This is a genomic window from Robiginitalea biformata HTCC2501, from assembly GCF_000024125.1.
In the GTDB taxonomy this organism is placed as follows: domain Bacteria; phylum Bacteroidota; class Bacteroidia; order Flavobacteriales; family Flavobacteriaceae; genus Robiginitalea; species Robiginitalea biformata.
In genome coordinates, this window is the sequence record NC_013222.1 from 2104840 (window position 1) to 2127311 (window position 22472).

The 22472-nt window shown below is 56.0% G+C and carries 15 protein-coding genes and 2 tRNA genes; 9 read left to right on the forward strand and 8 right to left on the reverse strand.

Annotated features, from left to right (window positions below; genetic code table 11):
- Positions 1–153 precede the first annotated feature (153 nt).
- A complete protein-coding gene (locus RB2501_RS09385; protein ID WP_015754556.1) occupies positions 154–1698 on the forward strand; it encodes a bifunctional ADP-dependent NAD(P)H-hydrate dehydratase/NAD(P)H-hydrate epimerase in 1545 nt (514 codons plus the stop codon).
- 10 nt (positions 1699–1708) lie between these two features.
- On the opposite strand, the gene RB2501_RS09390 is transcribed toward RB2501_RS09385, so the two are convergent.
- Positions 1709–2122: a hypothetical protein gene (locus RB2501_RS09390; RefSeq protein WP_015754557.1), complete on the reverse strand. Its 414-nt coding sequence runs from the start codon at positions 2120–2122 to the stop codon at positions 1709–1711.
- A gap of 191 nt (positions 2123–2313) precedes the next feature.
- Positions 2314–4866, reverse strand: coding sequence for an ATP-dependent Clp protease ATP-binding subunit (locus tag RB2501_RS09395; RefSeq protein ID WP_015754558.1), 2553 nt, complete (start codon positions 4864–4866; stop codon positions 2314–2316).
- Between the two features lie 263 nt (positions 4867–5129).
- Here RB2501_RS09395 and gyrA point away from each other — a divergent pair, with 263 nt between their 5' ends.
- Positions 5130–7676: a DNA gyrase subunit A gene (gene gyrA / locus RB2501_RS09400; RefSeq protein ID WP_015754560.1), complete on the forward strand. Its 2547-nt coding sequence runs from the start codon at positions 5130–5132 to the stop codon at positions 7674–7676.
- A gap of 35 nt (positions 7677–7711) precedes the next feature.
- Positions 7712–8974 (forward strand): tetratricopeptide repeat protein, encoded by a 1263-nt coding sequence (locus tag RB2501_RS09405; protein WP_041327154.1) that lies wholly within the window; start codon positions 7712–7714, stop codon positions 8972–8974.
- A 49-nt stretch (positions 8975–9023) separates the two neighbouring features.
- On the opposite strand, the gene RB2501_RS09410 is transcribed toward RB2501_RS09405, so the two are convergent.
- Positions 9024–9776, reverse strand: a complete 753-nt coding sequence (locus RB2501_RS09410) for a C40 family peptidase (RefSeq protein ID WP_015754562.1) — start codon at positions 9774–9776, stop codon at positions 9024–9026.
- Positions 9777–9794: 18 nt separating this feature from the next.
- Positions 9795–10970, reverse strand: coding sequence for an acetyl-CoA C-acyltransferase (locus RB2501_RS09415; RefSeq protein WP_015754563.1), 1176 nt, complete (start codon positions 10968–10970; stop codon positions 9795–9797).
- Between the two features lie 116 nt (positions 10971–11086).
- On the opposite strand from RB2501_RS09415, the gene RB2501_RS09420 reads away from it, so the two are divergent.
- The 5 genes from RB2501_RS09420 (at position 11087) to RB2501_RS09445 (ending at position 17057) form a co-directional block, all read left to right on the forward strand.
- The gene (locus tag RB2501_RS09420) at positions 11087–13135 is read left to right on the forward strand and encodes an HD family phosphohydrolase (protein ID WP_015754564.1); all 2049 of its coding nucleotides are present in this window, start codon (positions 11087–11089) and stop codon (positions 13133–13135) included.
- Positions 13136–13204: 69 nt separating this feature from the next.
- Complete coding sequence (locus RB2501_RS09425) at positions 13205–15145, forward strand: ATP-binding protein (RefSeq protein WP_187289156.1); 1941 nt, start codon at positions 13205–13207, stop codon at positions 15143–15145.
- A gap of 143 nt (positions 15146–15288) precedes the next feature.
- Positions 15289–15372 (forward strand) — tRNA-Ser (locus RB2501_RS09430).
- Positions 15373–15556: 184 nt separating this feature from the next.
- A tRNA-Pro gene (locus RB2501_RS09435) sits at positions 15557–15631 on the forward strand.
- A 349-nt stretch (positions 15632–15980) separates the two neighbouring features.
- The gene (locus RB2501_RS09445) at positions 15981–17057 is read left to right on the forward strand and encodes a hypothetical protein (protein ID WP_015754567.1); all 1077 of its coding nucleotides are present in this window, start codon (positions 15981–15983) and stop codon (positions 17055–17057) included.
- Between the two features lie 4 nt (positions 17058–17061).
- Here the strand turns inward: RB2501_RS09445 and RB2501_RS09450 are convergent, their stop codons facing one another.
- The 4 genes from RB2501_RS09450 to RB2501_RS09465 form a co-directional block, all read right to left on the reverse strand.
- A complete protein-coding gene (locus RB2501_RS09450; protein WP_015754568.1) occupies positions 17062–17643 on the reverse strand; it encodes a YdeI/OmpD-associated family protein in 582 nt (193 codons plus the stop codon).
- Positions 17644–17672: 29 nt separating this feature from the next.
- A complete protein-coding gene (locus RB2501_RS09455; RefSeq protein WP_015754569.1) occupies positions 17673–18995 on the reverse strand; it encodes an ATP-dependent 6-phosphofructokinase in 1323 nt (440 codons plus the stop codon).
- An 84-nt stretch (positions 18996–19079) separates the two neighbouring features.
- Positions 19080–21251 carry a xanthine dehydrogenase family protein molybdopterin-binding subunit gene (locus RB2501_RS09460; protein ID WP_015754570.1) on the reverse strand — a complete coding sequence of 724 codons (2172 nt, stop codon included), beginning with the start codon at positions 21249–21251 and terminating at the stop codon, positions 19080–19082.
- The gene (locus RB2501_RS09465) at positions 21251–21790 is read right to left on the reverse strand and encodes a (2Fe-2S)-binding protein (protein ID WP_316905762.1); all 540 of its coding nucleotides are present in this window, start codon (positions 21788–21790) and stop codon (positions 21251–21253) included. The genes RB2501_RS09460 and RB2501_RS09465 overlap by 1 nt, the downstream gene beginning before the upstream one ends.
- 271 nt (positions 21791–22061) lie before the next feature.
- Between RB2501_RS09465 and RB2501_RS09470 the strand changes: the two genes are divergently transcribed.
- Entirely contained in the window at positions 22062–22469 is a 408-nt protein-coding gene (locus RB2501_RS09470) for a response regulator (protein WP_015754572.1), read from the forward strand.
- Positions 22470–22472: the final 3 nt, after the last annotated feature.

Consider the following 22472-nt stretch of genomic DNA (forward strand, 5'->3'; position numbering starts at 1 on the left):
CATTTGGAACCCCGTGCAAGGATTTACCGGATTTTTACAAAGTCCGCACCAAATGTTGCTTTTTGCTCCGGATTGCTGCTACTTTTGTAGGGATTCCCGAAAATCGTTCAATGCCGGAAATCCCTCCGGACTGGCGGCAATTGACCTGGTATCATGAAGATCCTCAGCAAAGAACAGAGTTACGAAGCAGACCGCAGGACCCTGGCAGCCCAGGGGATCAGCAGCACTGAACTGATGGAGCGCGCTGCCGCTTCGATATTCAACTGGCTGCACAACCGCCTGCAGGGCGCCCCGGTCCGGATACACATTTTCTGCGGCACGGGTAACAATGGGGGAGATGGCCTGGCCGTGGCCCGCCACCTGGCCGAGCACGGATACCATATACAGGTTTACCTGGTGAATTACAGCGAGAAGCGGTCCGGGGACTTTCGGATTAACCTGGAACGGCTCCGCCAGCGCAAAATCGAGCCGGAATCCCTAGACGCGGACAGCGGGTTGCCGGATATCTCCGAAGCGGATATACTATTGGATGCCATATTCGGAATCGGCCTGAGCCGTCCGCCGGCCCCTTGGGTCCGAAACCTCATTGCACACCTGAATGCGGCCGATGCCTTCCGGCTGGCGGTGGACCTGCCTTCCGGGCTGCAGATGGACGCCATGCCTGCCCATCCCGAAGGCGTGCTGGCTGCTGATTTTGTGCTGACAATCGGGTCGCCGAAACTCGTTTTTTTCCTTCCCGGGAGCGGGGAATTCGCAGCGGATTTTGAGGTGTTGGATATCGGGTTCGACACCACTTACCTCAACGAAGTGGCTGCACAATATGAATGGGTGGGGGCAGACGAGGCCCGGGCGCTGCACCGGACCCGCGGAAAATTCAGCCATAAAGGGACTTTCGGACATGCCTGCATCGTGGGGGGCTCCTACGGAAAAATCGGAGCTGTGGCCCTGGCCGCATCGGCTTGCCTGAGGGCCGGGGCCGGACTGGTTTCGGCATGGGTTCCCAAGTGCGGCTACCTGCCCCTTCAGGCCGGCGTTCCCGAAGTCATGGTGGAAACCTGCGGGCGGGAACATTACCTGGACGCCTTCCCGGAACCGGGTTCCGGGTACCGGTACGGCGTGGGCATGGGAATGGGTACGGAGAAGGATACCGCCAAAGCATTCTTTGAATGGCTGGGCCGGGTCAGGGAGCCGGTAGTGGTGGACGCCGACGGACTCAATAGCCTCTCGGCCCATCCCGAAGCGCTTGCCAACCTGCCTGCCGGGAGTATCCTGACCCCGCATCCGGGCGAACTGGCCCGGCTGATAGGGGAGTGGACGGATGATTTCGATAAATTGGAGAAAGCCCGCGCCTTTGCAGCAGACCACAATTGCGTCTTGCTTATCAAAGGCGCCTATACGGTAATACTCGGAGAGGGAAAGGGGTTTATCAACAGCAGCGGCAATCCCGGGATGGCCACTGCCGGCAGCGGCGATGTACTCGCCGGGATACTAACCGGATTGCTCGCCCAGGGATACCCGCCCCTGGAAGCAGCCGTGTTCGGTGTATACCTGCACGGGCGTGCCGGAGACCTGGTCGTTTCGGAAACAGGACCCGAAGCCCTGGTTGCCAGCGACCTTTTCGGGGCGTTGGGCAGGGCCTTCAGGGAGCTGTACGCAGAAGCCACACCGCCCCAGTCCAAAGAAGGGGAGGAGGGGTAAGCGCCGGACTTCAGGCAGCTTTTACCCGACGCCGGACCCAGTCCAGGGCATTGCGGTACTCGATATAAAATTTCATCGGTTTTTTGTAGAACATGCGCTCGATATTGAAGTTGTGCATGTCCACTTCCCGTGAGGATACGATGGCGTACGCCCTGAGGTTTTCAAGTTCCCGCAGGTAGGTATAGACCACGGGGTCGATGGCAAAGGAATGTTTGCGATGGCTGATGATCCCGAAGGGTTTGTCCCGGAAATGGATTTCGGATATCCCGATAATCTGGTAGGCCCTCTCCAGGGTCAGTGTGGCGCCTTCGTCAAAAATGGCTACGAGGTAGTTGTCGTAAACCTGGATCTTCCCCACATCGAGCTGGTATTCCCGCACGATCACGGTCTTTTTGGCCGGTCTTGTATTATTGCCCATATTCATATAGTGTGTCTGAGACGAAAGTATGCGTCAGGTATCCGTTTGAGAAAAATAATAGATTATCGACATAAATATCGTATAAGCGGTTCCAGCGTCCGGGCTATGTCGAACGATTCCTACGAAGCCTGACCGACAAGCATAAAAAAAGGGGTCATCTTTGGATGACCCCGATACCTTTCCCCTTACAGTGCCAATCAGGCTTCCTTGGAGGATTTACTCGCTTTCTTAATGGAAATGGTCAACTTGTCACCCTCCTCGTCCAGGTCCATGGTGATGCTGTCCCCTTCGTTGAGCTTCGAGTTGACGATCTCTTCGGCCAGTGCATCCTCGATATACTTCTGGATGGCCCGTTTGAGCGGCCGGGCCCCGTATTGCTTATCGAAGCCCTTCTCGGCAATATAGTCACGCGCCTTATCGGTAAGGGTCAGATGGTAGCCGATATCCGCAATGCGGTCGTAGAGTTTCTTGAGTTCGATTTCGATGATCTCGTGTATGTGCTCCCGTTCCAGCGGGTTAAATACAATAACGTCGTCAATCCGGTTGAGGAACTCCGGTGCAAAGGCTTTTTTCAAAGCATTCTCGATAACGCTCTTTTGGTGCGTATCGGCCTGGGATTTCTTCGCCGAGGTGCCGAAGCCGACACCCTGGCCGAAATCCTTGAGTTGCCGTGCCCCGATATTCGAGGTCATGATGATAATGGTATTGCGGAAGTCGATCTTCCTGCCGAGGCTGTCCGTGAGGAAGCCGTCGTCGAGTACCTGCAGCATCATATTGAAAACATCCGGGTGTGCCTTTTCCACCTCGTCCAGCAGGATTACGGAGTAGGGCTTGCGCCGCACCTTTTCGGTGAGCTGCCCGCCTTCCTCATAGCCGACATAGCCGGGGGGCGCTCCCACCAGGCGGGAGATGGCGAATTTTTCCATGTATTCGCTCATGTCGATCCGCACCAGGGCGTCCTCCGAGTCAAAGAGTTCCTTGGCGAGTACTTTGGCCAACTGGGTTTTCCCGACCCCGGTTTGTCCGAGGAAAATAAAACTCCCGATCGGCTTGTTGGGGTCTTTCAGCCCGGCCCGGTTCCGCTGGATGGCTTTGGCCACCTTGGCCACGGCTTCGTCCTGCCCAATGACGCTGTTCTTGATCAGCTGCGGCAGTTCGGCCAGCTTATTGCTTTCGGTCTGGGCAATTTTGTTGACCGGGATGCCGCTCATCATCGAGACCACGTCGGCGACGTTGTCTTCCGAGACGGTTTCCCGGTTCAGTTTGCTGTCTTCTTCCCATTTCTCCTGGGCGGTAGACAGGTCTTTTTCCAGTCGTTTTTCGTCGTCCCGCAATTTGGCGGCCTCCTCGTAACGCTGTTTCTTGACCACGCTGTTCTTGAGTTCGCGCACCTCTTCAAGCTGCTTTTCGAGCTCGAGGATCTGCTTGGGCACGTCCATGTTCACGATGTGCACCCGCGATCCGGCTTCATCCATGGCGTCGATTGCCTTGTCCGGGAGGAAGCGGTCGGTCATGTAGCGGTTCGTGAGCTTCACGCAGGCTACCAGGGCCTCTTCCGTGTAGTTTACGTTGTGGTGATCCTCGTATTTTCCGCGGATGTTGCGGAGGATTTCGATGGTTTCCTCCACCGTGGTCGGTTCCACCATCACCTTCTGGAAACGCCGTTCCAGGGCGCCGTCCTTCTCGATGTACTGGCGGTATTCATCCAGGGTCGTGGCCCCGATGCATTGAATTTCGCCCCGGGCGAGGGCCGGCTTGAACATGTTGGACGCATCCAGGCTTCCCGTGGCGCCTCCGGCTCCCACAATGGTGTGGATCTCGTCGATAAACAGGATGACGTCGTCGTTCTTTTCCAGTTCGTTCATCACGGCTTTCATCCGCTCTTCAAACTGCCCGCGGTACTTCGTGCCGGCAACCAGGGACGCCAGGTCCAGGGTTACCACGCGCTTGTTGTACAATATGCGGGATACCTTTTTGTTGATGATCCTCAGGGCGAGCCCTTCGGCGATGGCGCTTTTGCCCACCCCGGGTTCCCCGATCAGCAGCGGGTTGTTCTTTTTGCGGCGGCTCAGTATTTGCGAGACGCGTTCAATTTCCTTTTCCCGACCGACAACCGGGTCGAGTTTGTTTTCTTCCGCCAGGCGGGTGAGATCCCTGCCAAAATTATCGAGAACAGGGGTTTTGGATTTCTTGTTTCCTTTCTGGGAGGTGCCGCTTGAAAAAGTGCCCTCCTTGCTGTCCCCGGTGTCGTCCGAATCGCTCGGAAAGGATTCCGAGGTCGGGCTGTCCGTATAGTCGTCGTCGCTGGTGATCATGCTTTTGAATTGCTCCTTGACCCCGTCGTAGTCCACCTTCATCTTGTGCAGAAGCTTGGTGGTCGGATCGTTTTCGTTTCGCAGGATACAGAGCAGGAGATGCGCCGTATTGATGGATGAGCTCTGAAACAATTTGGCCTCCAAAAAGGTGGTCTTCAGGGCGCGCTCCGCCTGACGGGTGAGGTGCAGGTTTTTCTTATCCTTGGGTTGCGAGCCCGCTTCCGGGTTCGCCGGGGAGAGGATTTCCACCTTTCTGCGCAGGTGGTCCAGGTCCACGTCCAGCGCATCGAGTATGCTGATTGCCTTCCCGTTCCCGTCGCGCAGCAGGCCGAGCATCAGGTGTTCCGTCCCGATGAAGTCGTGGCCCAGGCGCAGTGCCTCCTCCTTGCTGTAAGCAATTACATCTTTTACTCGCGGTGAGAAATTATCATCCATATACCTAGTGCGTATTCAACTTTAAAATTAGTAAAACTTATTATAAGAACGTCAAATACCGTACCTATATTCGATAAAGCTTCCCTAAATGACGAAAAAAACAAGGAAGTGCAAAATATATGGCCTGGATTTTATCAAAAAACCAAGGGGGGTTTGGTGTTGATAAAATCTTTAATAAAACCTGCGCAACCTGCCACAAAGGGGTGGTTTTTACGTATATTGGCATGATTTTTTAACCACAAAAATACAAGCCCGATTCAGTTATGGCGGAAGGAGAGAAACTGATTCCGATTAATATAGAAGATGAGATGAAATCGGCCTACATCGATTATTCGATGTCGGTCATTGTGTCACGTGCCCTGCCAGATGTTCGGGACGGCCTCAAGCCGGTGCACCGGCGCGTCCTCTACGGCATGCACGAACTGGGCGTACGCTCCACGAGTGCCCACAAGAAATCTGCCCGTATCGTCGGGGAAGTCCTGGGTAAATACCACCCGCACGGGGATTCCTCGGTCTACGATACAATGGTGCGCCTGGCACAGGACTGGAGCATGCGCTACATGCTTGTGGACGGCCAGGGGAACTTCGGTTCCATAGACGGCGACAGCCCGGCGGCCATGCGGTATACGGAAGCCCGCATGCGGAAGATCGCCGAGGAGATGCTGGCGGACATCGACAAGGAAACGGTAGACCACCAGCTTAATTTTGACGACTCCCTGGAAGAACCCACCGTCCTGCCGACGCGCATCCCGAACCTGCTGGTCAACGGCGCCTCGGGGATCGCTGTGGGTATGGCCACCAATATGCCTCCCCACAACCTTTCCGAGGTGGTGGACGGCACCATCGCCTATATCGACGACCGCGACATTACCATCGAAGGCCTGATGCAGCACATCAAGGCGCCCGATTTCCCCACCGGGGGCATCATCTACGGCTACGACGGCGTCAAAGAGGCCTTTGAAACAGGCCGGGGCCGGGTAGTTATGCGGGCTAAGGCCACGTTCGAAGAGGTGCAGGGACGGGAGTGCATCGTCGTCACGGAAATCCCCTACCAGGTGAACAAGGCGGACATGATCAAGAAGACCGTCGACCTGATCAACGAAAAGAAAATCGAGGGCATCGCCACGATCCGGGACGAGTCGAACCGGAAGGGGATGCGGATTGTCTACGTGCTCAAGCGGGACGCCATCCCGAATATCGTGCTGAATATGCTGTATAAGTATTCGGCACTGCAATCTTCCTTCAGCGTGAACAATATCGCGCTGGTGGGCGGGCGTCCGGAACTCCTCAACCTCAAGGACCTGATTGTGCATTTTGTAGACCACCGGCACAAGGTGGTCGTCCGGCGATCGGAGTACGAACTGCGGAAGGCGGAGGAACGAGCGCACATTCTGGAGGGGCTGATTATCGCCTCGGACAACATCGACGAGGTCATCGCTATTATCCGGGGCAGTGCCAACGCCGAAGAGGCCCGGGCAAACCTGATTAAACGGTTTGAGCTGAGCGAGGTACAGGCCCGCGCCATCGTGGAGATGCGCCTCCGCCAGCTGACCGGCCTGGAGCAGGACAAGCTGCGCAGCGAGTACGAAGAAGTCCTGGCCACCATCGAGGACCTGAAGGACATCCTGGCCCGGGAGGAGCGCCGGATGGAGATCATCAAAGACGAACTTCGGGAGGTCCGGGATAAATACGGCGACGACCGCCGCAGTGAAATCAACTACGCCGGGGGCGACCTGAGCATCGAGGACATGATCCCGGACGAGCAGGTGGTGATCACCATTTCCCATGCCGGCTACATCAAGCGTACCCCCCTGACCGAATATAAGACGCAACACCGGGGAGGCGTCGGGCAAAAAGCCTCGGCCACCCGGAATGAGGATTTCCTGGAACACCTGTTTGTGGGGACGAACCACCAGTATATGCTGTTCTTTACGCAAAAGGGCCAATGTTACTGGCTCCGGGTCTTCGAGATACCGGAAGGCAGCCGTACCTCCAAGGGCCGGGCCATCCAGAACCTGATCAATATTGAACAGGACGACAAGGTAAAAGCCTTTATCTGTACGCAGGACCTCAAGGACGAGGAATACGTGAACAGCCATTTTGTAATCATGGCCACCAAGAAGGGGGTTGTGAAAAAGACGTCCCTGGAACAGTATTCCCGGCCCCGTCAGAACGGGATTATCGCCATCGGCATACGGGAAGGGGACGAGCTGCTCGAAGCGCGCCTCACCACCGGGTCCAGCCAGATCTTCCTCGGGCTCAAATCCGGGAAGGCCATCCGCTTTGAGGAGAGCAAGACCCGTCCGATGGGCCGGAGCGCCTCCGGGGTCCGCGGCATTACCCTGGCCGACGACAACGACGAGGTCATCGGTATGGTAAGCGTCCACGATTTTGACGAGGACATCCTGGTCGTTTCCGAGAACGGTTACGGCAAGCGCTCAAGTCTGGACGATTACCGGATTACCAACCGCGGGGGCAAGGGGGTTAAGACCATCTCCATTTCGAAGAAAACCGGCGGGTTGGTAGCTATCAAGAACGTATCGGATTCGGACGACCTGATGATCATCAATAAATCCGGGATTGCAATCCGGATGAGCGTGGAAGACCTCCGCACCATGGGGCGCGCCACGCAGGGCGTAAGGCTGATTAACCTGAAGGACAACGATTCCATCGCCGCGGTTGCCAAAGTGATGAAAGACGAAGACGACCTGGACGACACGGACATCCTGAATATCGAGGTCGATGCCGAGGATGGCACGACCCTTGATACAGATGGGGCGGATTCCGAAGGGACGGAGTCCGGAAAATAATTGATAAACACTAAATTTGCATAAACACTTTTTTAATGAAAACTAGATTGACTCTTCTGGCAGCCCTGCTTATCGGGTCTGCCGCAATAGCACAAAAATCAGAGATCCGGGATGCGGAGAAAGCCCTGAAAGACGGGAACACCGCCGAGGCGAAAGCCAGCCTGGACGCCGTTCAGGGCGTCATTGCCGGGGAAGACGAACGCCTGCAGTCCGAGTACCACCTGGTACGCGGGCAGGTCTACGCGGATTTGGCCAAGAAAGGCGACGACAGCGCCTTTGAGGAAGCGGTGGCTTCCTTCAGGAAAGTCCTGGAGGTGGAGGAACAAAGCGGTAAGGACCGGAACTCAGGTGAAGCACAGCAACGTTTAAAAGCCATGTCGGCCGACCTGGTAAACTCCGCTGTGGATGACAACAACGCCAAAAATTTCGATGCGGCTGCCGAGAAGCTCTATATGAGTTACAAGATCAGCCCGACGGATACCATCTACCTGTATTACGCGGCCAGCAGTGCTGTCAATGGCGGGAATTACGAGCGCGCCATGGATTTCTACCAGGAACTGAAGGACATTGGCTATGACGGGAGCGGCGTGGTCTACAAGGCCACCAACGTGGAAACCGGCGAAGTGGAGGAGATGAACAAGGCGCAGCGCGACCTGATGGTAAAATCGGGAACGTATACGGACCCCGTAGACGAGAAGGAACCCTCCAAGAAAGCCGAGATCGTCAAGAATATGGCGTTGATCTACACCCAGCTCGGGGAAAATGAAAAAGCCCTGGAAGCCTATAAGGACGCCCGGGCCAACAATCCGGACGATGTAAACCTCGTATTGAACGAGGCGAACCTCTACTACCAGATGGGTGACAAGGAGAAATTCAGCGAACTGATGGCAGAGGCAGCCACCATGGCACCGGACAACCCGGACCTCTACTACAACATCGGGGTGATCAATATGGAGATGGACCGGATTGAGGAGGCCCGCGAGGCGTACCGCAAGGCCATCGAGATCAACCCGGGCTACGTGAATGCCCAGCTGAACCTGTCTACCACCTATGTGAACGAGGGGAACGCATTGATCGACGATATGAACGCCCTGGGGACTTCCCGGGAAGATATCGCGAAATACGACGAGTTGAAGGAGAAAAAGGACAGCCTCTTTATGCAGGGGGCCGAGATCCTGGAAGATGCGCTGAAAGTCAATCCCGACAACCAGAGCATCCTGACACAGCTCAAGAACATTTATGGCGCCCTGGGCGACAATGAGAACTTTATGCGGGTCAAGAAACTCCTGGGCGAATAAGCCCCCGCTATTCCAAAATCAGGACCCCGGCCGGATGGCCGGGGTTTTTTTATGCGATTTGTTTGATTACCCGCAACGGGTGCGTATAGTTGCGCAGATCGTTATTGAAGATGCCGCTGTGGTCGATGCGGTCGATTCGGACGCATCCGTTTACGTGGATGATATAATTGTCCTGCATGATGAGGCCCACATGGTCGATAACCCCGTCGGGTCCGTCGAAAAATGCGAGGTCGCCGGGCTGGCTTTCCTCGATAAAACTCAGGGCTTGGCCCTGGGCGGCCTGTTCGGCCGGGGAGCGTTTCAGGGCCATACCGCAGCACTTGTAGACCATTTGCGCCAACCCGCCGGCATCGATGCCGAAGGGGGAGCGGCCCCCGGCCATTTCCGGGCTGCTGAGGTACAACAGCGCTGTCTGCACGAGTTCCTCCCGGCCCGCGGCAGGGTCAAAGCGCGCTCCCTCGAATTGGTGTTCCATTACCGGGGCGTTGTGCGCATCCGACCCCAGGAGGACCGGAATCAGCAAGCCTTCCGGGGTGCAACAATGGCTCACCAGGTCGGCGGCGCAACCCGCCGAGGTACCCGGGGGACACGCCTCGTATTGTTCTTCGGAAAGCTCGGACAACTGGTCGTTGCGGACCCAGCCCTCGGCCCCGTCCAGGCGGATCCGCACCCGGCTCCAGTACTTCCGGGATTCCAGGATTTTAAAACATTCGCCATAGAGGAGTTGTGTCCGGAGGGGTGTGGTATCATCCGGAGAATCGTACACGGGTACGAGGCTGAGGGGGCAGATTCCGTATCGCATGGCGGGGCAGGGCGGGGGTCAGGGCCGTTCCAGAACTATTGCCGATGCACCACCACCTCCATTGCAAATGGCCGCGGCACCCAGGCGGGCGTTTTGCTGCCTGAGCACGTGGATCAGGGTCACGGTGATCCGCGCCCCGGAACACCCCAGCGGGTGCCCGAGGGATACCGCACCTCCGTGGATGTTTACATTTTGGTCGTCCAGCCCCAGGATTTTGATGTTGGCCAGCCCAACCACGCTGAAAGCTTCGTTGAATTCAAAATAATCGATATCCCCCAGGGCGACTCCTGCTTTGTCCAGCGCCAACGGCAGGGCTTTGGCCGGGGCCGTGGTAAACCATTTGGGTTCCTGTGCAGCATCCGCATAGCTTTTGATGCGCACCAGGGGTTCCAGGCCGAGCGATTGGGCTTTTTCGGCACTCATCAGCACCAGGGCGGCAGCCCCGTCATTGATGGTGGAGGCATTGGCGGCCGTTACGGTTCCGTCTTTGGTAAAGGCCGGTCGCAATTGGGGAATTTTATCCATTTTCACGTTGCGGAACTCCTCATCTTCCCGAACCACAACAGGTTCGCCCCGTCGCTGCGGCACTTCTACCGGGACCACTTCATCCTTGAATTTGCCGCCTTCCCAGGCCGCTGCGGAGCGTTTGTAGGACTGGATGGCATAGGCGTCCTGCTCCTCCCGGCTGAACTTGTATTTCTCGGCACAGGCATCTGCACACACCCCCATGGCCTGCTGGTCGTAGACGTCTACCAGCCCGTCCCGCTGCATCCCGTCTTCCAGGGTTGCCGGGCCAAACTTTTTCCCGTTGCGCATGTGCACATAGTGGGGGATCAAACTCATGTTTTCCATGCCCCCGGCCACTACCACAGACCGATCGCCCAGGGCGATACTTTGGGCGGCCTGCATAACAGCTTTCATCCCGGAGGCGCAAACTTTGTTCACCGTGGTACAAGGCACCGTTTCCGGGATGCCCGCATAGAGGGCTGCCTGCCGGGCCGGAGCCTGGCCGGCCCCAGCCTGGACCACATGGCCCATAAGTACTTCTTCTACGGCGGCCGGATCCAGGCCAATGGAATCCAGGGCTCCCCGGATGGCCGCAGCCCCCAGTTTCGGGGCCGGCACCGAGGAAAGGGCGCCCATAAAACTTCCGATCGGCGTGCGGACAGCAGCCACAACAACTACCTCTTTCATCTGTTCCTTTTTAGTGGCACGAAAATACGAATTTAAACCCGGACCCCCTACTTGAGCAGGAAAAGCCCCGAGATGCCGCGGGTTTTTTCTATTTTTGAGCGACACAAGCGCGATGCATGGCGAAAACGCTGGATACCTTCTATCGATCCCAGTCACTGATCTATAAGTATTTCCTTTACTTTTTAACGATCGGCGCCATTGTGTTCTTTTTCCCCAAAGGAGGACAGTTCAAGTACGAGTTCCAGAAAGGCAAACCCTGGCAATACGAAAACCTCTATGCCCCTTTTGATTTTTCGATCCGCAAGACGGAGGCCGAATTACAGGCTGAACGCCAGCAATTCCAGCGGGACCAGGTGCCGTATTACCGGTTCGATACCGAAGCGGCACGGGAGGTTTACCGCGCCTACGAAGAGCTTTTCCCCGAATACTTCCCGGGGACTGGCCTGAGCGCCCGCCAAATCGGGGTGTTGCGCCAGCAGGGCCGCGCCATCCTGGACAGCCTGTACCTGAGGGGAATCTGGGACGGCAGCGACCCCCCGCTAAGCCGGGAGGTCTACCTGGTGCGGAACAACCAGGCGCGTCGCATGCGTTTTGACAGTATTTACCGAATGGACGCGTTGCGCAATACCATCCGCGACCTGACGGAATCCGTGGGTATTCCCGCGGACCAGGCGGAGTTCCGGGAATTGTTGCTCCGAATAGCCGAGCCCAACGTCAGCCTGGATCAGGAACTGACCGGCCGGGAACTGGAAAACCAGTTATCCGGAATATCCCTGACCCGGGGAAATGTTGACGAGGGCGCCCTGATTGTCGCCAAGGGCGAAGTGGTGGAAGGGGAGAGCCTGAAGAAGCTCGAGTCGTTGCGGGCGGAATACGCATCCGAGGTATGGAGCGCCAACAATTATTACTTCATCCTCTCCGGGTATACCATCCTGGTGGCCCTGGTGTTGATCATGCTGCTGTTGTTCCTGAAACGGTACCGCCCGGATGTGTTCCGGAACAATGTCAAGGTGACCTTTATTTTCTTCAATATCCTGGTGATGGTGTTTCTCACCACCTTCGTGGTGAAGTACAACGAGGCTCTTGTCTTTGTGGTACCCCTCTGCATTCTGCCGCTGATATTAAAGACGTTTTTCGACGCCCGCCTGGGCCTGTTTGTCCATGTGCTCACCGTCCTGATCCTGGGGTTTGTGGTGCCCAACAGTTTTGAGTATATCTTCCTGCAGATCATCGCGGGCATTGTCACCATCCTGACGGTATCCGAACTCTACAAACGGGCCAATTTGTTTATCTCGGTGGGCCAGATTACGCTCATCTATATCCTGGGCTATTTTGCCTTCAATATTATCCAGGGGGGCAGCCTGGACAACGTAGTTTGGGTGAATTTCGGGTTTTTCCTCCTCAACGGGATGATCACGCTTTTTGTGCAGCCGCTGATCTATATCTACGAGAAGATGTTCGGGATGGTCTCGGATGTTTCCCTGCTGGAGCTTTCGGACACCAATTCCCGGCTGCTCAAGGAGCTGTCCAACAAGGCCCCGGGCACCTTCAACCACTCCCTCCAGGTGGCCAACCTGGCCGAAGCAGCTGCCAACGAGATCGGTGCCAATGCAATGCTTGTCCGGGTAGGAGCGCTCTACCACGACATCGGCAAGATGAACAACCCAACCTATTTTACCGAGAACCAGACGACCAACAACAACCCCCACGATGAACTGGCCCCGGAAAAAAGTGCCCGGATCATCATCAAACACGTCATCGAAGGGATCGAAATGGCGCGGAAACAGAATATACCAGACCGGATCATCGACTTTATCCGGACCCACCACGGTACCACGCTGGTCTATTATTTTTACAAAAAGGCGCGTGAGCGGGACGGGGAAGATCCGGATGAAAAGGATTTCCGATACCCGGGCCCGGTGCCATTTTCTAAGGAAACGGCCATCCTGATGATGGCTGATTCCGTGGAAGCAGCTTCCAAGAGCCTGGTAAACCCCACCTATTCGATAATCGACGAATTCGTGGATAAGATCATAGCAACCCAGATGCAGGCCGGGCAATTCCTCAATGCGGAAATCACCTTTAAGGAGATTGAAACGGTGAAAAAGGTCTTAAAACAACGACTGACAAACATTTACCACCTGCGGGTAGAGTACCCGGAATAGGGGATTGGCGGGGATTATACTAAACGCGGATTGAAGGCGTTTTAAAAGTGACCACCGACCATACAAATGATGAAAACCCCCTTCATAACTGTCAGACCGGGCCACAACGCGGTTCTATGGGTGCTGTTTGCCTTTATGACGAGTATCCAGCCCTTGTGGCTGCAACAGGTAGACAGCCTGGAGCGGGTTCTCAACCGCCCGGATATCACCACCGAAGACAAAATCCACACGCTCTACATGCTCAGCCGGGACCTGGCCTTTGTAGACCGCCTGCAGGCGCTCGAATACGCCGATGAATCCCTGGAGCTGGCCACACAAGCCGAAGACCGTCGCGGCATGGCCTATGCCTACCGGATCCTCGGGAGTATTTATTCGCTGGATGAAAACTACTTCACCAGCATGCAATACATCCATCTGGCCCACGAGTTATTCGTACAACAGGAGGACAGCGCGGGGATCGCCAATTGCTATGTGTCAATGGGCCATATCTACCGAAATCTGAATGAACGGGAGAAAGAAGAGCGGTTTCACCGCCTGTCCTACGATTTATTCAAGAAGCTGGGGCAACCCGAGCGCACGGCGGTAGCTGCGCACAATATGGGAGAGACCTATTACCTGAACGGGCAGCTCGAAAAGGCCCGAGCGTATACCCGGGAGGCCATTGAAATCCTCAGCGGTATCTCCCACGCGGCGCTGACTTCCAGTTGCTATAAGGTCATGGGGCTCATCCACCTGAAGGAGCAGGATTACCAGGAAGCCAAACGCTATTTCCAAAAGGCACTTGATATCAGTGAAGGACTTGGCAAGGATGCACAGAAAATCGCCTCGGCGGAATCCCTGATCCGGTTGGCGGAGATTAGCGGGATTCTCGGAAACCCGTCGCGGGAGAAGGCCTACCTGGAACAGGCGGCCAAGCTGAGCCAGGAGAACAATCTGTACGACTATCAGGTGCGATCGTATTATCAGCTGGCACTTCACTATGCCCGAACCGATGATGTGGAGAATACCCGTCGGTTTATGGTGCGGCACAAGGAATTATCGGATTCCCTTCAGGTCATCCTCACAAACGACAGGGCTCGTCTCACACAGGGCATGATCCATATTGAACAACTCACCAAGAAAACGGAGGAACTCGAGGAACAGGCCGCGCAGCAAGCACTGGCTTTAGAGATCCGGAACCGGACGCTCATCTTGATCGGGGTTTTCCTGATCATCCTCAGCTTGCTGATTTACAAACTCTTCAGGACGCTTCGCGAGATGCGTGAAAAGAATTCGATTATCCAAATGCAGAAGGAGGAACTGGCCGAGTTGAATGCCTCTAAAGACAGATTTTTTAGCATCGTGGCGCACGACCTGCGCAGCCCGTTGGGCTCCCTGAAATCCTTTACGACCCTCCTGGCCGACCACATCGACCTGATGAGCCTGGAAGAGATCAAGGAAATGGGCGTCCAGCTCGACCGGTCGGTGGACAATACCATGCAGCTTACGGACAACCTGATAACCTGGGCCCGCAGCCAGATGAACGAGATCAAAACGGAGGCTACCGAATTCGACCTGCGACCCCTTGTAGAGAACGTACATACGGTATTTGCCTCTGTGGCACGCCACAAACAGATTACCATGGAGGTTTCCTACCCGGAGGAAACCACGATTTTCGGGGATAAAAACCAGATTGAGTTTGTTATCCGGAACCTGGTAAACAACGCTATCAAATACACGCGGGAAGGCGGTACGGTAAAACTGGAAGTCCTCCCTGCGGATGATCAGAAGGCGGTAATCCGCATCTCGGACAATGGGGTGGGGATGGACCCGGACCAGGTTGCATCGCTGTTTATCCGCCAGTCCGACAAAAGCCGTCGCGGCACGGCAGGCGAGAAAGGCTCGGGCCTTGGTTTGGTCCTTAGCCACGAATTCGTCAAGCGCAACAAGGGCCGGATCCGCGTGGAAAGCATCCCGGATAAAGGCACCTGCTTCACCATGGAGTTTCGCCGTACCCGACAGGCTGCTTAAACCCGGATCGCGTCCGGGTCTTCTTCCTTTGACAAGTATTTCCGCCACTTCATCCAGGCCTTTAAAAAACAGCAGGAAAAGTTGCGTCAATCTCAATGAAAAACTACATTTGCATCCGCATTGATCCAATGGGGTCTGTGCAGGGAGAGGTGCCGGAGTGGTAACGGAGCAGATTGCTAATCTGTCGGCGGGTAACCGTCGCCCGGGTTCGAATCCCGGTCTCTCCGCAAAACCGGATGATCTGGTCGAAACGATTCCAAAACCCGGGTTTCGAATAGGAATTTGGGATTTGGAATTTGTTTTTTGATTGCGTTATCGCTTCTTGCGAAGTAGCCTTTGGCCACGCCCGGCCCGCGCGCCGGCTGGCCCATCGCTAAAAATGTCCACCGGACATTTTCTTAACGCTCTGTCCGGGGTGTAGCGTAGCCCGGTTATCGCGCCTGCTTTGGGAGCAGGAGGCCGCAGGTTCGAATCCTGCCACCCCGACGAAAGAAATCCGATGCTTTGGCATCGGATTTTTTCATTTGTGAAAGCGCAAGAGCTTGCTCTTAAGTGATAGAGCAAATGAAAAAAGCAGAACAGGCGTCAGCCTGTATCGGATTTCTTTCAGTTTCCCCCAAACTTAGGATCACGAGCGCAGCGAGTAATCCTGCACGTTCTGCCTCCCCGGCCCACGCACCGTCTGGCTCCTCACTAAAAGCGCTCCACTGGAGCCCTTTTGGCCGTTCGGCCCGGATCACGAGCGCAGCGAGTAATCCTGCACGTTCAGGAGGTAGGACTCGAAACAAACAGATGCGTTTTAGGGCATCCTTAAAATTGTTTTAAATTCGCCTTTATGAGTTTCTCCTGGTTGCGAACCCTGGGCCTGCTTTTTGGAATCCTGGTCATCCCGCATGGGATAAATGCCCAATACATCTGTAAACCCTGCAATGCTGCCTGCGATACACTGGCATTCGCCAGGCCCGGAAGCTGCCACGGTTGCGGAATGCAATTGATTCCCGGTACACAAGAGGTAGCGGATCCGATTACGTTGGAAATCGGCCATGGGAATTTTTTGGTACGGGATTCCAGGGACCCTTCCAAGCGCATCCGGGTTTTCTATTACAGGCCCGAATCCTACTCGGTTGATTCCGACATCCTGATAGTTATTCCGGGGACGGGCAGGAATGCAGATGAATACCGGGAAGCCTGGGTTCAGATGTCCGAAGCCTACCAGATACTGGTGGTTTCCCCTTCCTTCAATGAGATGTATTACGATTTTGAGGATTACCACCTGGGCGCTCTTGTTCACAGTTCCAACCTGACGGAGGCCATCCGAAGGATAGAAGGGACCAACCGGGTGGAACTCGATGAAAGCCGGTATGCCTATAAGGTCCAACCGGAGGAAGACCAATGGATTTTTAGCCAGTTCGACCAGATATTTGACAAGGTAAAGGAGGCGACGGGTTCCGTCCGGGAGACGTATGATTTATTCGGGCATTCGGCCGGGGGGCATATCCTCCACCGGATGGCGTTATTTTATACCGGCTCGAAAGCCAACCGGATACTGGCATCCAATGCGAGTTTTTACACGCTCCCAACTGAAGAATACAATTACCCGTTTGGTATTGGAAACATCCCGTTTGGGGAGGCGGGACTGGCGGGTTCGTTTGAAAACCACCTGGTTGTTTTTCTGGGTGGGGAAGACAATGCCGATGAAACCGGCGGGACTTTCATGGTTTCCGAAAGTGCGAACCGGCAGGGGAAACATCGCCTGGAACGCGGCCGTTATTTCTACAAAATGGCCAGGCAGGTGGCCGGTGAAAATGGGATGCACTTTAACTGGAAACTGGTAACCATCCCAGGGGTAGGGCATAACCACAGCGAAATGAGCGCCGCGGCCGGGGAGTATTTATACGGGGTCCGGGATTAACCTTTTACCGCTCATTATAACCTTTCCCCATGAAGATCTTTGACCGGCACTTCTCAATCCGGGATTTCCGGGTTTTTGACTGTTTTGCCTTGCCGATATGCAACAGGTACCCCCGCTGGCGTCCGGGTGTCAGGCTGTTGAAGGCTTCCTTCAATTCCGGGTCCTCATCCAGGGCCTCCTCCAATTCTTCCGGCATGTCGAACTCATCCGTTTTCCTGTACCGGACCTTGAGACCGGCTGTTTCAACCTCAATCGCCTCGTGTACATAGGCTCTGAGACAGGGTTCCAGCGGGTCGATTTGGGAGGCGTCGGTAAATCGGACCTGCCGCGAAGACTGGACATGCTCGGTCTGTTGTACCAATATCCCCTCGGAATCCTGCAGGAGCGCCCCTTTGTGGAAGAGCAGGGCGCAGTATTCCTTAAATCCGTGGATCAATACAATATTCGCTCCCCGATGCGTATAGCAGGGGACGCCCCATTTGAGTTCTTCATCCAGGCCGTACCCCAGGAGGAGGGACCGGAGTTGCCGGAAGGCCTCCTGCCAGGGACCTGATTTTTCGAAGAAAAAATTCACTTTAGGGTTCATATGCATTCCTATTTCCGGGGGAGGGGCGCTTAACCCATCTTAAAAGGCTGCCCGGTGCTCTGCAGGACGGCAAACCAGAATTCGCCCTCCATGTCAATCTTTTTCCGGCGGTCGGTCACCTTGGAGATTGGCAGGTAGACAAAACGGTTGTGGACGCGACCGGCCACAAATTGGGTCTTCCCGGCCATGGCCCCGTGAACGGCCTGGTAGGCGAGCCGGTTACTGAATAGGCTGTCGTTGGCATTGGCCGGGGCGCTGCGGATGATATAGCTCGGGTCGATGTACTTGATGGTGACCGGGGTCCCGGATTGGCCAAAATGCTCCTGTATCCGGTCTTTCAGCAGGATCCCGATATCCTTGTGCTTTACATTGCCCGAGGCGTCCGTAACGCGCCGGTCGTCATCGAACAGGTGTTGCCCGGCGCCTTCAGCCACCACGATTACGGCGTGGTGCTTGCGTTGCAGCCGATCCTCCAGGGCCTGCAGGAAACCACCTTCCCCTTCGAGTTTCAACGGCATTTCGGGGACGAGGACAAAGTTGACCACCGGCATGGCCAGGGCGGTGGAGGCTGCAATATAGCCGCTGTCCCGCCCCATGAGCTTTACAATGGAAATTCCGTTAAAGGCCCCGATGGCCTCGTTGTGGGCATCCCGGACAATCGGGCTCGCCACATCAAAGGCCGTTTCAAAGCCGAAAGATTTATCGATGAGGTTGATGTCGTTGTCTATGGTTTTCGGAATTCCGGCCACGGCGATGTTCAGGCCCCGCTTTGCAATTTCATCGCCGATGGCATGGGCCCCCTTGAGCGTGCCGTCCCCGCCCACGGTAAAGAGGATATCGATCCGGTTTTCCACCAGGGTATCCACCATCTCCGAGACGGGGTGTGCCCCCCGGGAAGACCCCAGGATGGTGCCCCCGAACTCGTGGATGTCCTTTACCTTGTCCGGGGTGAGTTCCATAAATTCGTGCGGGCAATCCCTGGACAACCCTTCATAGCCATAGCGCACCCCGATGATCCGTTTAACCCCGTAGAAATAATGCAGGGCCATCACCAGGCTCCGGATAACGTTGTTGATGCCCGGGCACAGGCCCCCGCAGGTGACGATGGCCGCAGTGGTTTTTCCCGGGTCAAAGAAAATAGTTTCCCGGGGCCCGGATTTTTCCAGACACTCCGGCCGGGACCCGGACTCCCGGGCCTGTTGGAAACCGCTCAGGGATACGTCCACCAGCACGCGGTCGGACTCCCGGACAAAATTGAAGAGGTCGTCTCCCGAGTTATTGCTCAGTTGCAGGGGGGAGGGGAACCGGGCGGGCCCCAGGGAAGGGATGTCAAAAGTTTTTTTCGGATCCATGAGTGGTGGTTTTCTGGTATCGGTTCGTTAAGTACCGATTATTTAGGGAATTATTCAAATGAAGTCAAACGCGGTTAAGCACAGTCAAACGCGGAGGGGCAATTCCCGGGGGCGGTTCCCGGTGAGCCGGTAAACAGCATTGGCGATAGCCGCTGCAATGGGCCCCATGGGCGGTTCACCCACTGCCCCGGGAGCTTCGTCCCCCTGGAGCAGGACCACGTCAATTTCCCGGGGCGCATCCTGCATCCGGGCCATCCGGTACGGACCGTAAATCACCGGCAGTAGTTCCCCGTCCTCCACGTACATCTCCTCGTAAAGGGCGGCACTCAGGCCCATGATAATGCTGCCCTCGCACTGGGCCTGCACCTGGTCCGGGTTGATGACCAAACCCGGGTCAAAAGCGCAGGTAACTTTCAGCACGCGGATTGCACCGTCCTTCAGGGTCACCTCTGCCACATGGGCTACCGGCGACCCCGCGTCCGTGGAAGCGGCCAGGCCCATGGCCGTGTCCCCTTCGGCCGTATTGCGGTACCCGGAACGTTCGGCTGCCGCCCGGATTACCGCTTTCAACCGATTGCCGGCCACATCGTCCGCTATATGCGCCAGGCGAAATTCCACGGGGTCCCGCCCGGCTTTTTCGGCCAGTTCATCCATGAAGGATTCAAGGGCAAACGTATTGGTGAGGAGTCCGAGGCCCCGCCAGGAAGCGGTGGCAAACGGGAGTTCCACAAACCAGGAAACCGAACGGTAATCCGGGATGCGGCCATACTGGATCAACCCGCCCCTCCAGGCGCCGAAATCGGATCCGATCAGGTTCCGGGCAATGCCCGGGAGGGGGCCGAAGGAGTAAATGACGGACCCACTGGAGGTATTGAATTCAAATGCGGCAATATCTCCGGACTCTGAAAGGCAGGCCTCTGCCACCATGTGGGATGGCGGGCGGAATTCGTCGTTTTGGAATTCCTCCTGCCGGCTGAAAACGCATTTGACAGGCTTCCCAACAGCTTTGGATAAAACGGCAGCTTCAATGGCATGTGATGTGTTGAGCCGCCGACCAAAACCGCCGCCCAGGTGGGTAGGTACCAGGTTCACCTGTTCTTTATCCAGCCCCAGGCGCCTCGCGATCTGGCCCCGCGTATGCCCGGGAACCTGCGTAGACAGTATTACGGTGGCCGCGTTTGGCTCCACATAGGCCAGGGCCCCGTTGGGTTCCAGTTGGGCATGGGCCCCGATCGGACTTTTGAATTCCGCCCGCACAGAAGTCCTGTCCCCCGATTCGAATACCCGTTTCGGGTTTCCCCGCTTCTGGATGACGTAAGGCGTTCCCTTGCCCACTTGCACAAGCGCTTCGATATCCCGGGTCTGCCAGTGGGTTTCCGCATTCCAGGTCACCCGAATAGCGTTCCTGGCGTTTTCCGCAGCCAGGGCCGAGGTGGCAACTACGCCGACAAAGTCCGGCTCCAGGCAGATTTTCACTACCCCGGGCATCCCTTCGGCTTCGCTTGTGTCGGCCGAAGCGAACCGGGCCCCGATATGGGAAGGCCTGGCCACTGCCCCATAGAGCATTTCCGGCATCTCCGTGTCCAAACCGTATATGGGGGCGCCGAATACCTTGTCGGCCAGGTCCGTCCGGGGGAGGGGCTCCCCGATACATTTAAAGTCCGATGCTTGCCGGAGCGGGGGGTTGTCCGGGACCTCCCAATGGTCCAGGGAGGCGATTACCTCCCCAAAAGACATCGAACGGTTTTCGGAACGGATCCGTCCCCCTTCGGCAACGAGTCCATCCACGGGCACATCCCAGAGTTGGGCGGCGCCCTGTTTCAACATTTCGCGCAGGGCTGCGCTGAGTTCCCGGAGTACAGGCCACAGGCTGCGGATACTCGTACTCCCCCCTGTTGCCACTTCATCGACATTGCCGCTGGCGGTTGGTGCGTGAACTACCCGGATTTGCGCATAGTCCGCTCCGAGTTCTTCCGCTGCAATCTGCGCCAGGCCGGTAAAAACACCCTGGCCCATTTCCACTTTCGGGGAATTCAGGATTATATGGTTTTCCGGGGTGATTTCGAACCAGAGGGCCGGGTCGTCGGGAGCCCCGAGGTAAGGCACATCGCCTTTGTCGATAAAGGCATTGAATTTCCGGCGAAGCGGGTTGCGCAGCAGGTAGGTGGTCCCCAGGGCGATGCCTGCCCCGCCGAGTAACGTGCGGACCACAAATTGCCGGCGTGACACCCCTTTTTTGGAATTCGACCCTGCCATTATTTCTGTGCTGTTTTTTTAATATCCGGGCGGGAAGGTACTTTCTCCGCGGCCCGGTCCGGGTCGGAGTCCTTTCCCTCCGTCACCAGGGTTGCGGCACGGTGGATGGCCCGGCGCATCCGAAAGTAGGTGCCGCACCGGCAGATATTTGTGATGGCTTTATCGATGTCGTCATTGGTGGGGGCAGGATTTTCCCGGAGCAGGGCAGCGGTGGCCATCATAAAACCGGGTTGGCAATACCCGCATTGGGGAACCACCTCTTCTATCCAGGCCTGTTGCACCGGGTGTGGAGCCTCCCGCGACCCGAGGCCCTCGATGGTGGTAATGGATTTCCCCTCGGCCATTGCCGCCGGATACGTGCAGGACCGCACCCCCCGGCCCTCAATGTGGATTGTGCACGCTCCGCAGGCAGCTTTCCCGCAACCAAACTTGGTCCCTTTTAAACCCAGGTAATCCCGGATGACCGACAAAAGCGGGATTTGCCCGTTTTCGAGCTGTATGGTCCGCTCTTCCCCGTTCACCAGAAGACGCAATGTCACATTTTCCCGATTCATGGTTGAATATAAGTGAAAGATACGCAACTTATAGCCGGCCCTTCCCGGGCTGCTCCGGGTTCAGGTGAGCACGCTGCCCGCCTGATGGATAGCATCGCCAATACCTCATTGCACAGGTTTTCCTGCATGGATTCCTACAGGTTCACCCGCCCGAACTGCATGTTTGCACCTTTTTTGCATTGGTTCACAACATTTTATTGGTTTCTTCCGGGGTTTCGGATTTATTCGTTTTATCAATTATTTAAAAAGTTTCCCTATGTACAAGCAGATCTATTTGGTGGATGATGAAAATTTGGTAAACACAATCAACACAATCCACTTTCGGCAACTGGGCCTGGAAGACAAGGTTCGCTCCTTCACGAACCCTGAATTGGCCCTGGACGACCTGAGGTTCCGGGAAGATACCAGCCAACGCACCCTGATCCTGCTGGATGTCAACATGCCCGAAATGACCGGGTTTGAGTTTCTGGAGTTTATGGAACTCGAGGAATTCGGCACCAATAACGAAGTCTTGCTCGTCACCTCTTCAGACAGTCAGGAAGACATGGAAACAGCCCGGCAATTTGCCCAGTACGTAAAAGGATTTATTACCAAGCCCCTGCGCATCGATCACCTGGAAGCCTATCTCCAACAGGCGAGTATTCCAAGCCGGTTGGTTGGATAACAC

Bases quoted from the DNA above. Each gene is read 5' to 3' on its own strand.
- RB2501_RS09385 (WP_015754556.1), top strand. From the start codon at position 154: ATGAAGATCCTCAGCAAAGAACAGAGTTACGAAGCAGACCGCAGGACC.
- RB2501_RS09390 (WP_015754557.1), bottom strand. From the start codon at position 2,122: ATGAATATGGGCAATAATACAAGACCGGCCAAAAAGACCGTGATCGTG.
- RB2501_RS09395 (WP_015754558.1), bottom strand. From the start codon at position 4,866: ATGGATGATAATTTCTCACCGCGAGTAAAAGATGTAATTGCTTACAGC.
- gyrA (WP_015754560.1), top strand. From the start codon at position 5,130: ATGGCGGAAGGAGAGAAACTGATTCCGATTAATATAGAAGATGAGATG.
- RB2501_RS09405 (WP_041327154.1), top strand. From the start codon at position 7,712: ATGAAAACTAGATTGACTCTTCTGGCAGCCCTGCTTATCGGGTCTGCC.
- RB2501_RS09410 (WP_015754562.1), bottom strand. From the start codon at position 9,776: ATGCGATACGGAATCTGCCCCCTCAGCCTCGTACCCGTGTACGATTCT.
- RB2501_RS09415 (WP_015754563.1), bottom strand. From the start codon at position 10,970: ATGAAAGAGGTAGTTGTTGTGGCTGCTGTCCGCACGCCGATCGGAAGT.
- RB2501_RS09420 (WP_015754564.1), top strand. From the start codon at position 11,087: ATGGCGAAAACGCTGGATACCTTCTATCGATCCCAGTCACTGATCTAT.
- RB2501_RS09425 (WP_187289156.1), top strand. From the start codon at position 13,205: ATGAAAACCCCCTTCATAACTGTCAGACCGGGCCACAACGCGGTTCTA.
- RB2501_RS09445 (WP_015754567.1), top strand. From the start codon at position 15,981: ATGAGTTTCTCCTGGTTGCGAACCCTGGGCCTGCTTTTTGGAATCCTG.
- RB2501_RS09450 (WP_015754568.1), bottom strand. From the start codon at position 17,643: ATGAACCCTAAAGTGAATTTTTTCTTCGAAAAATCAGGTCCCTGGCAG.
- RB2501_RS09455 (WP_015754569.1), bottom strand. From the start codon at position 18,995: ATGGATCCGAAAAAAACTTTTGACATCCCTTCCCTGGGGCCCGCCCGG.
- RB2501_RS09460 (WP_015754570.1), bottom strand. From the start codon at position 21,251: ATGGCAGGGTCGAATTCCAAAAAAGGGGTGTCACGCCGGCAATTTGTG.
- RB2501_RS09470 (WP_015754572.1), top strand. From the start codon at position 22,062: ATGTACAAGCAGATCTATTTGGTGGATGATGAAAATTTGGTAAACACA.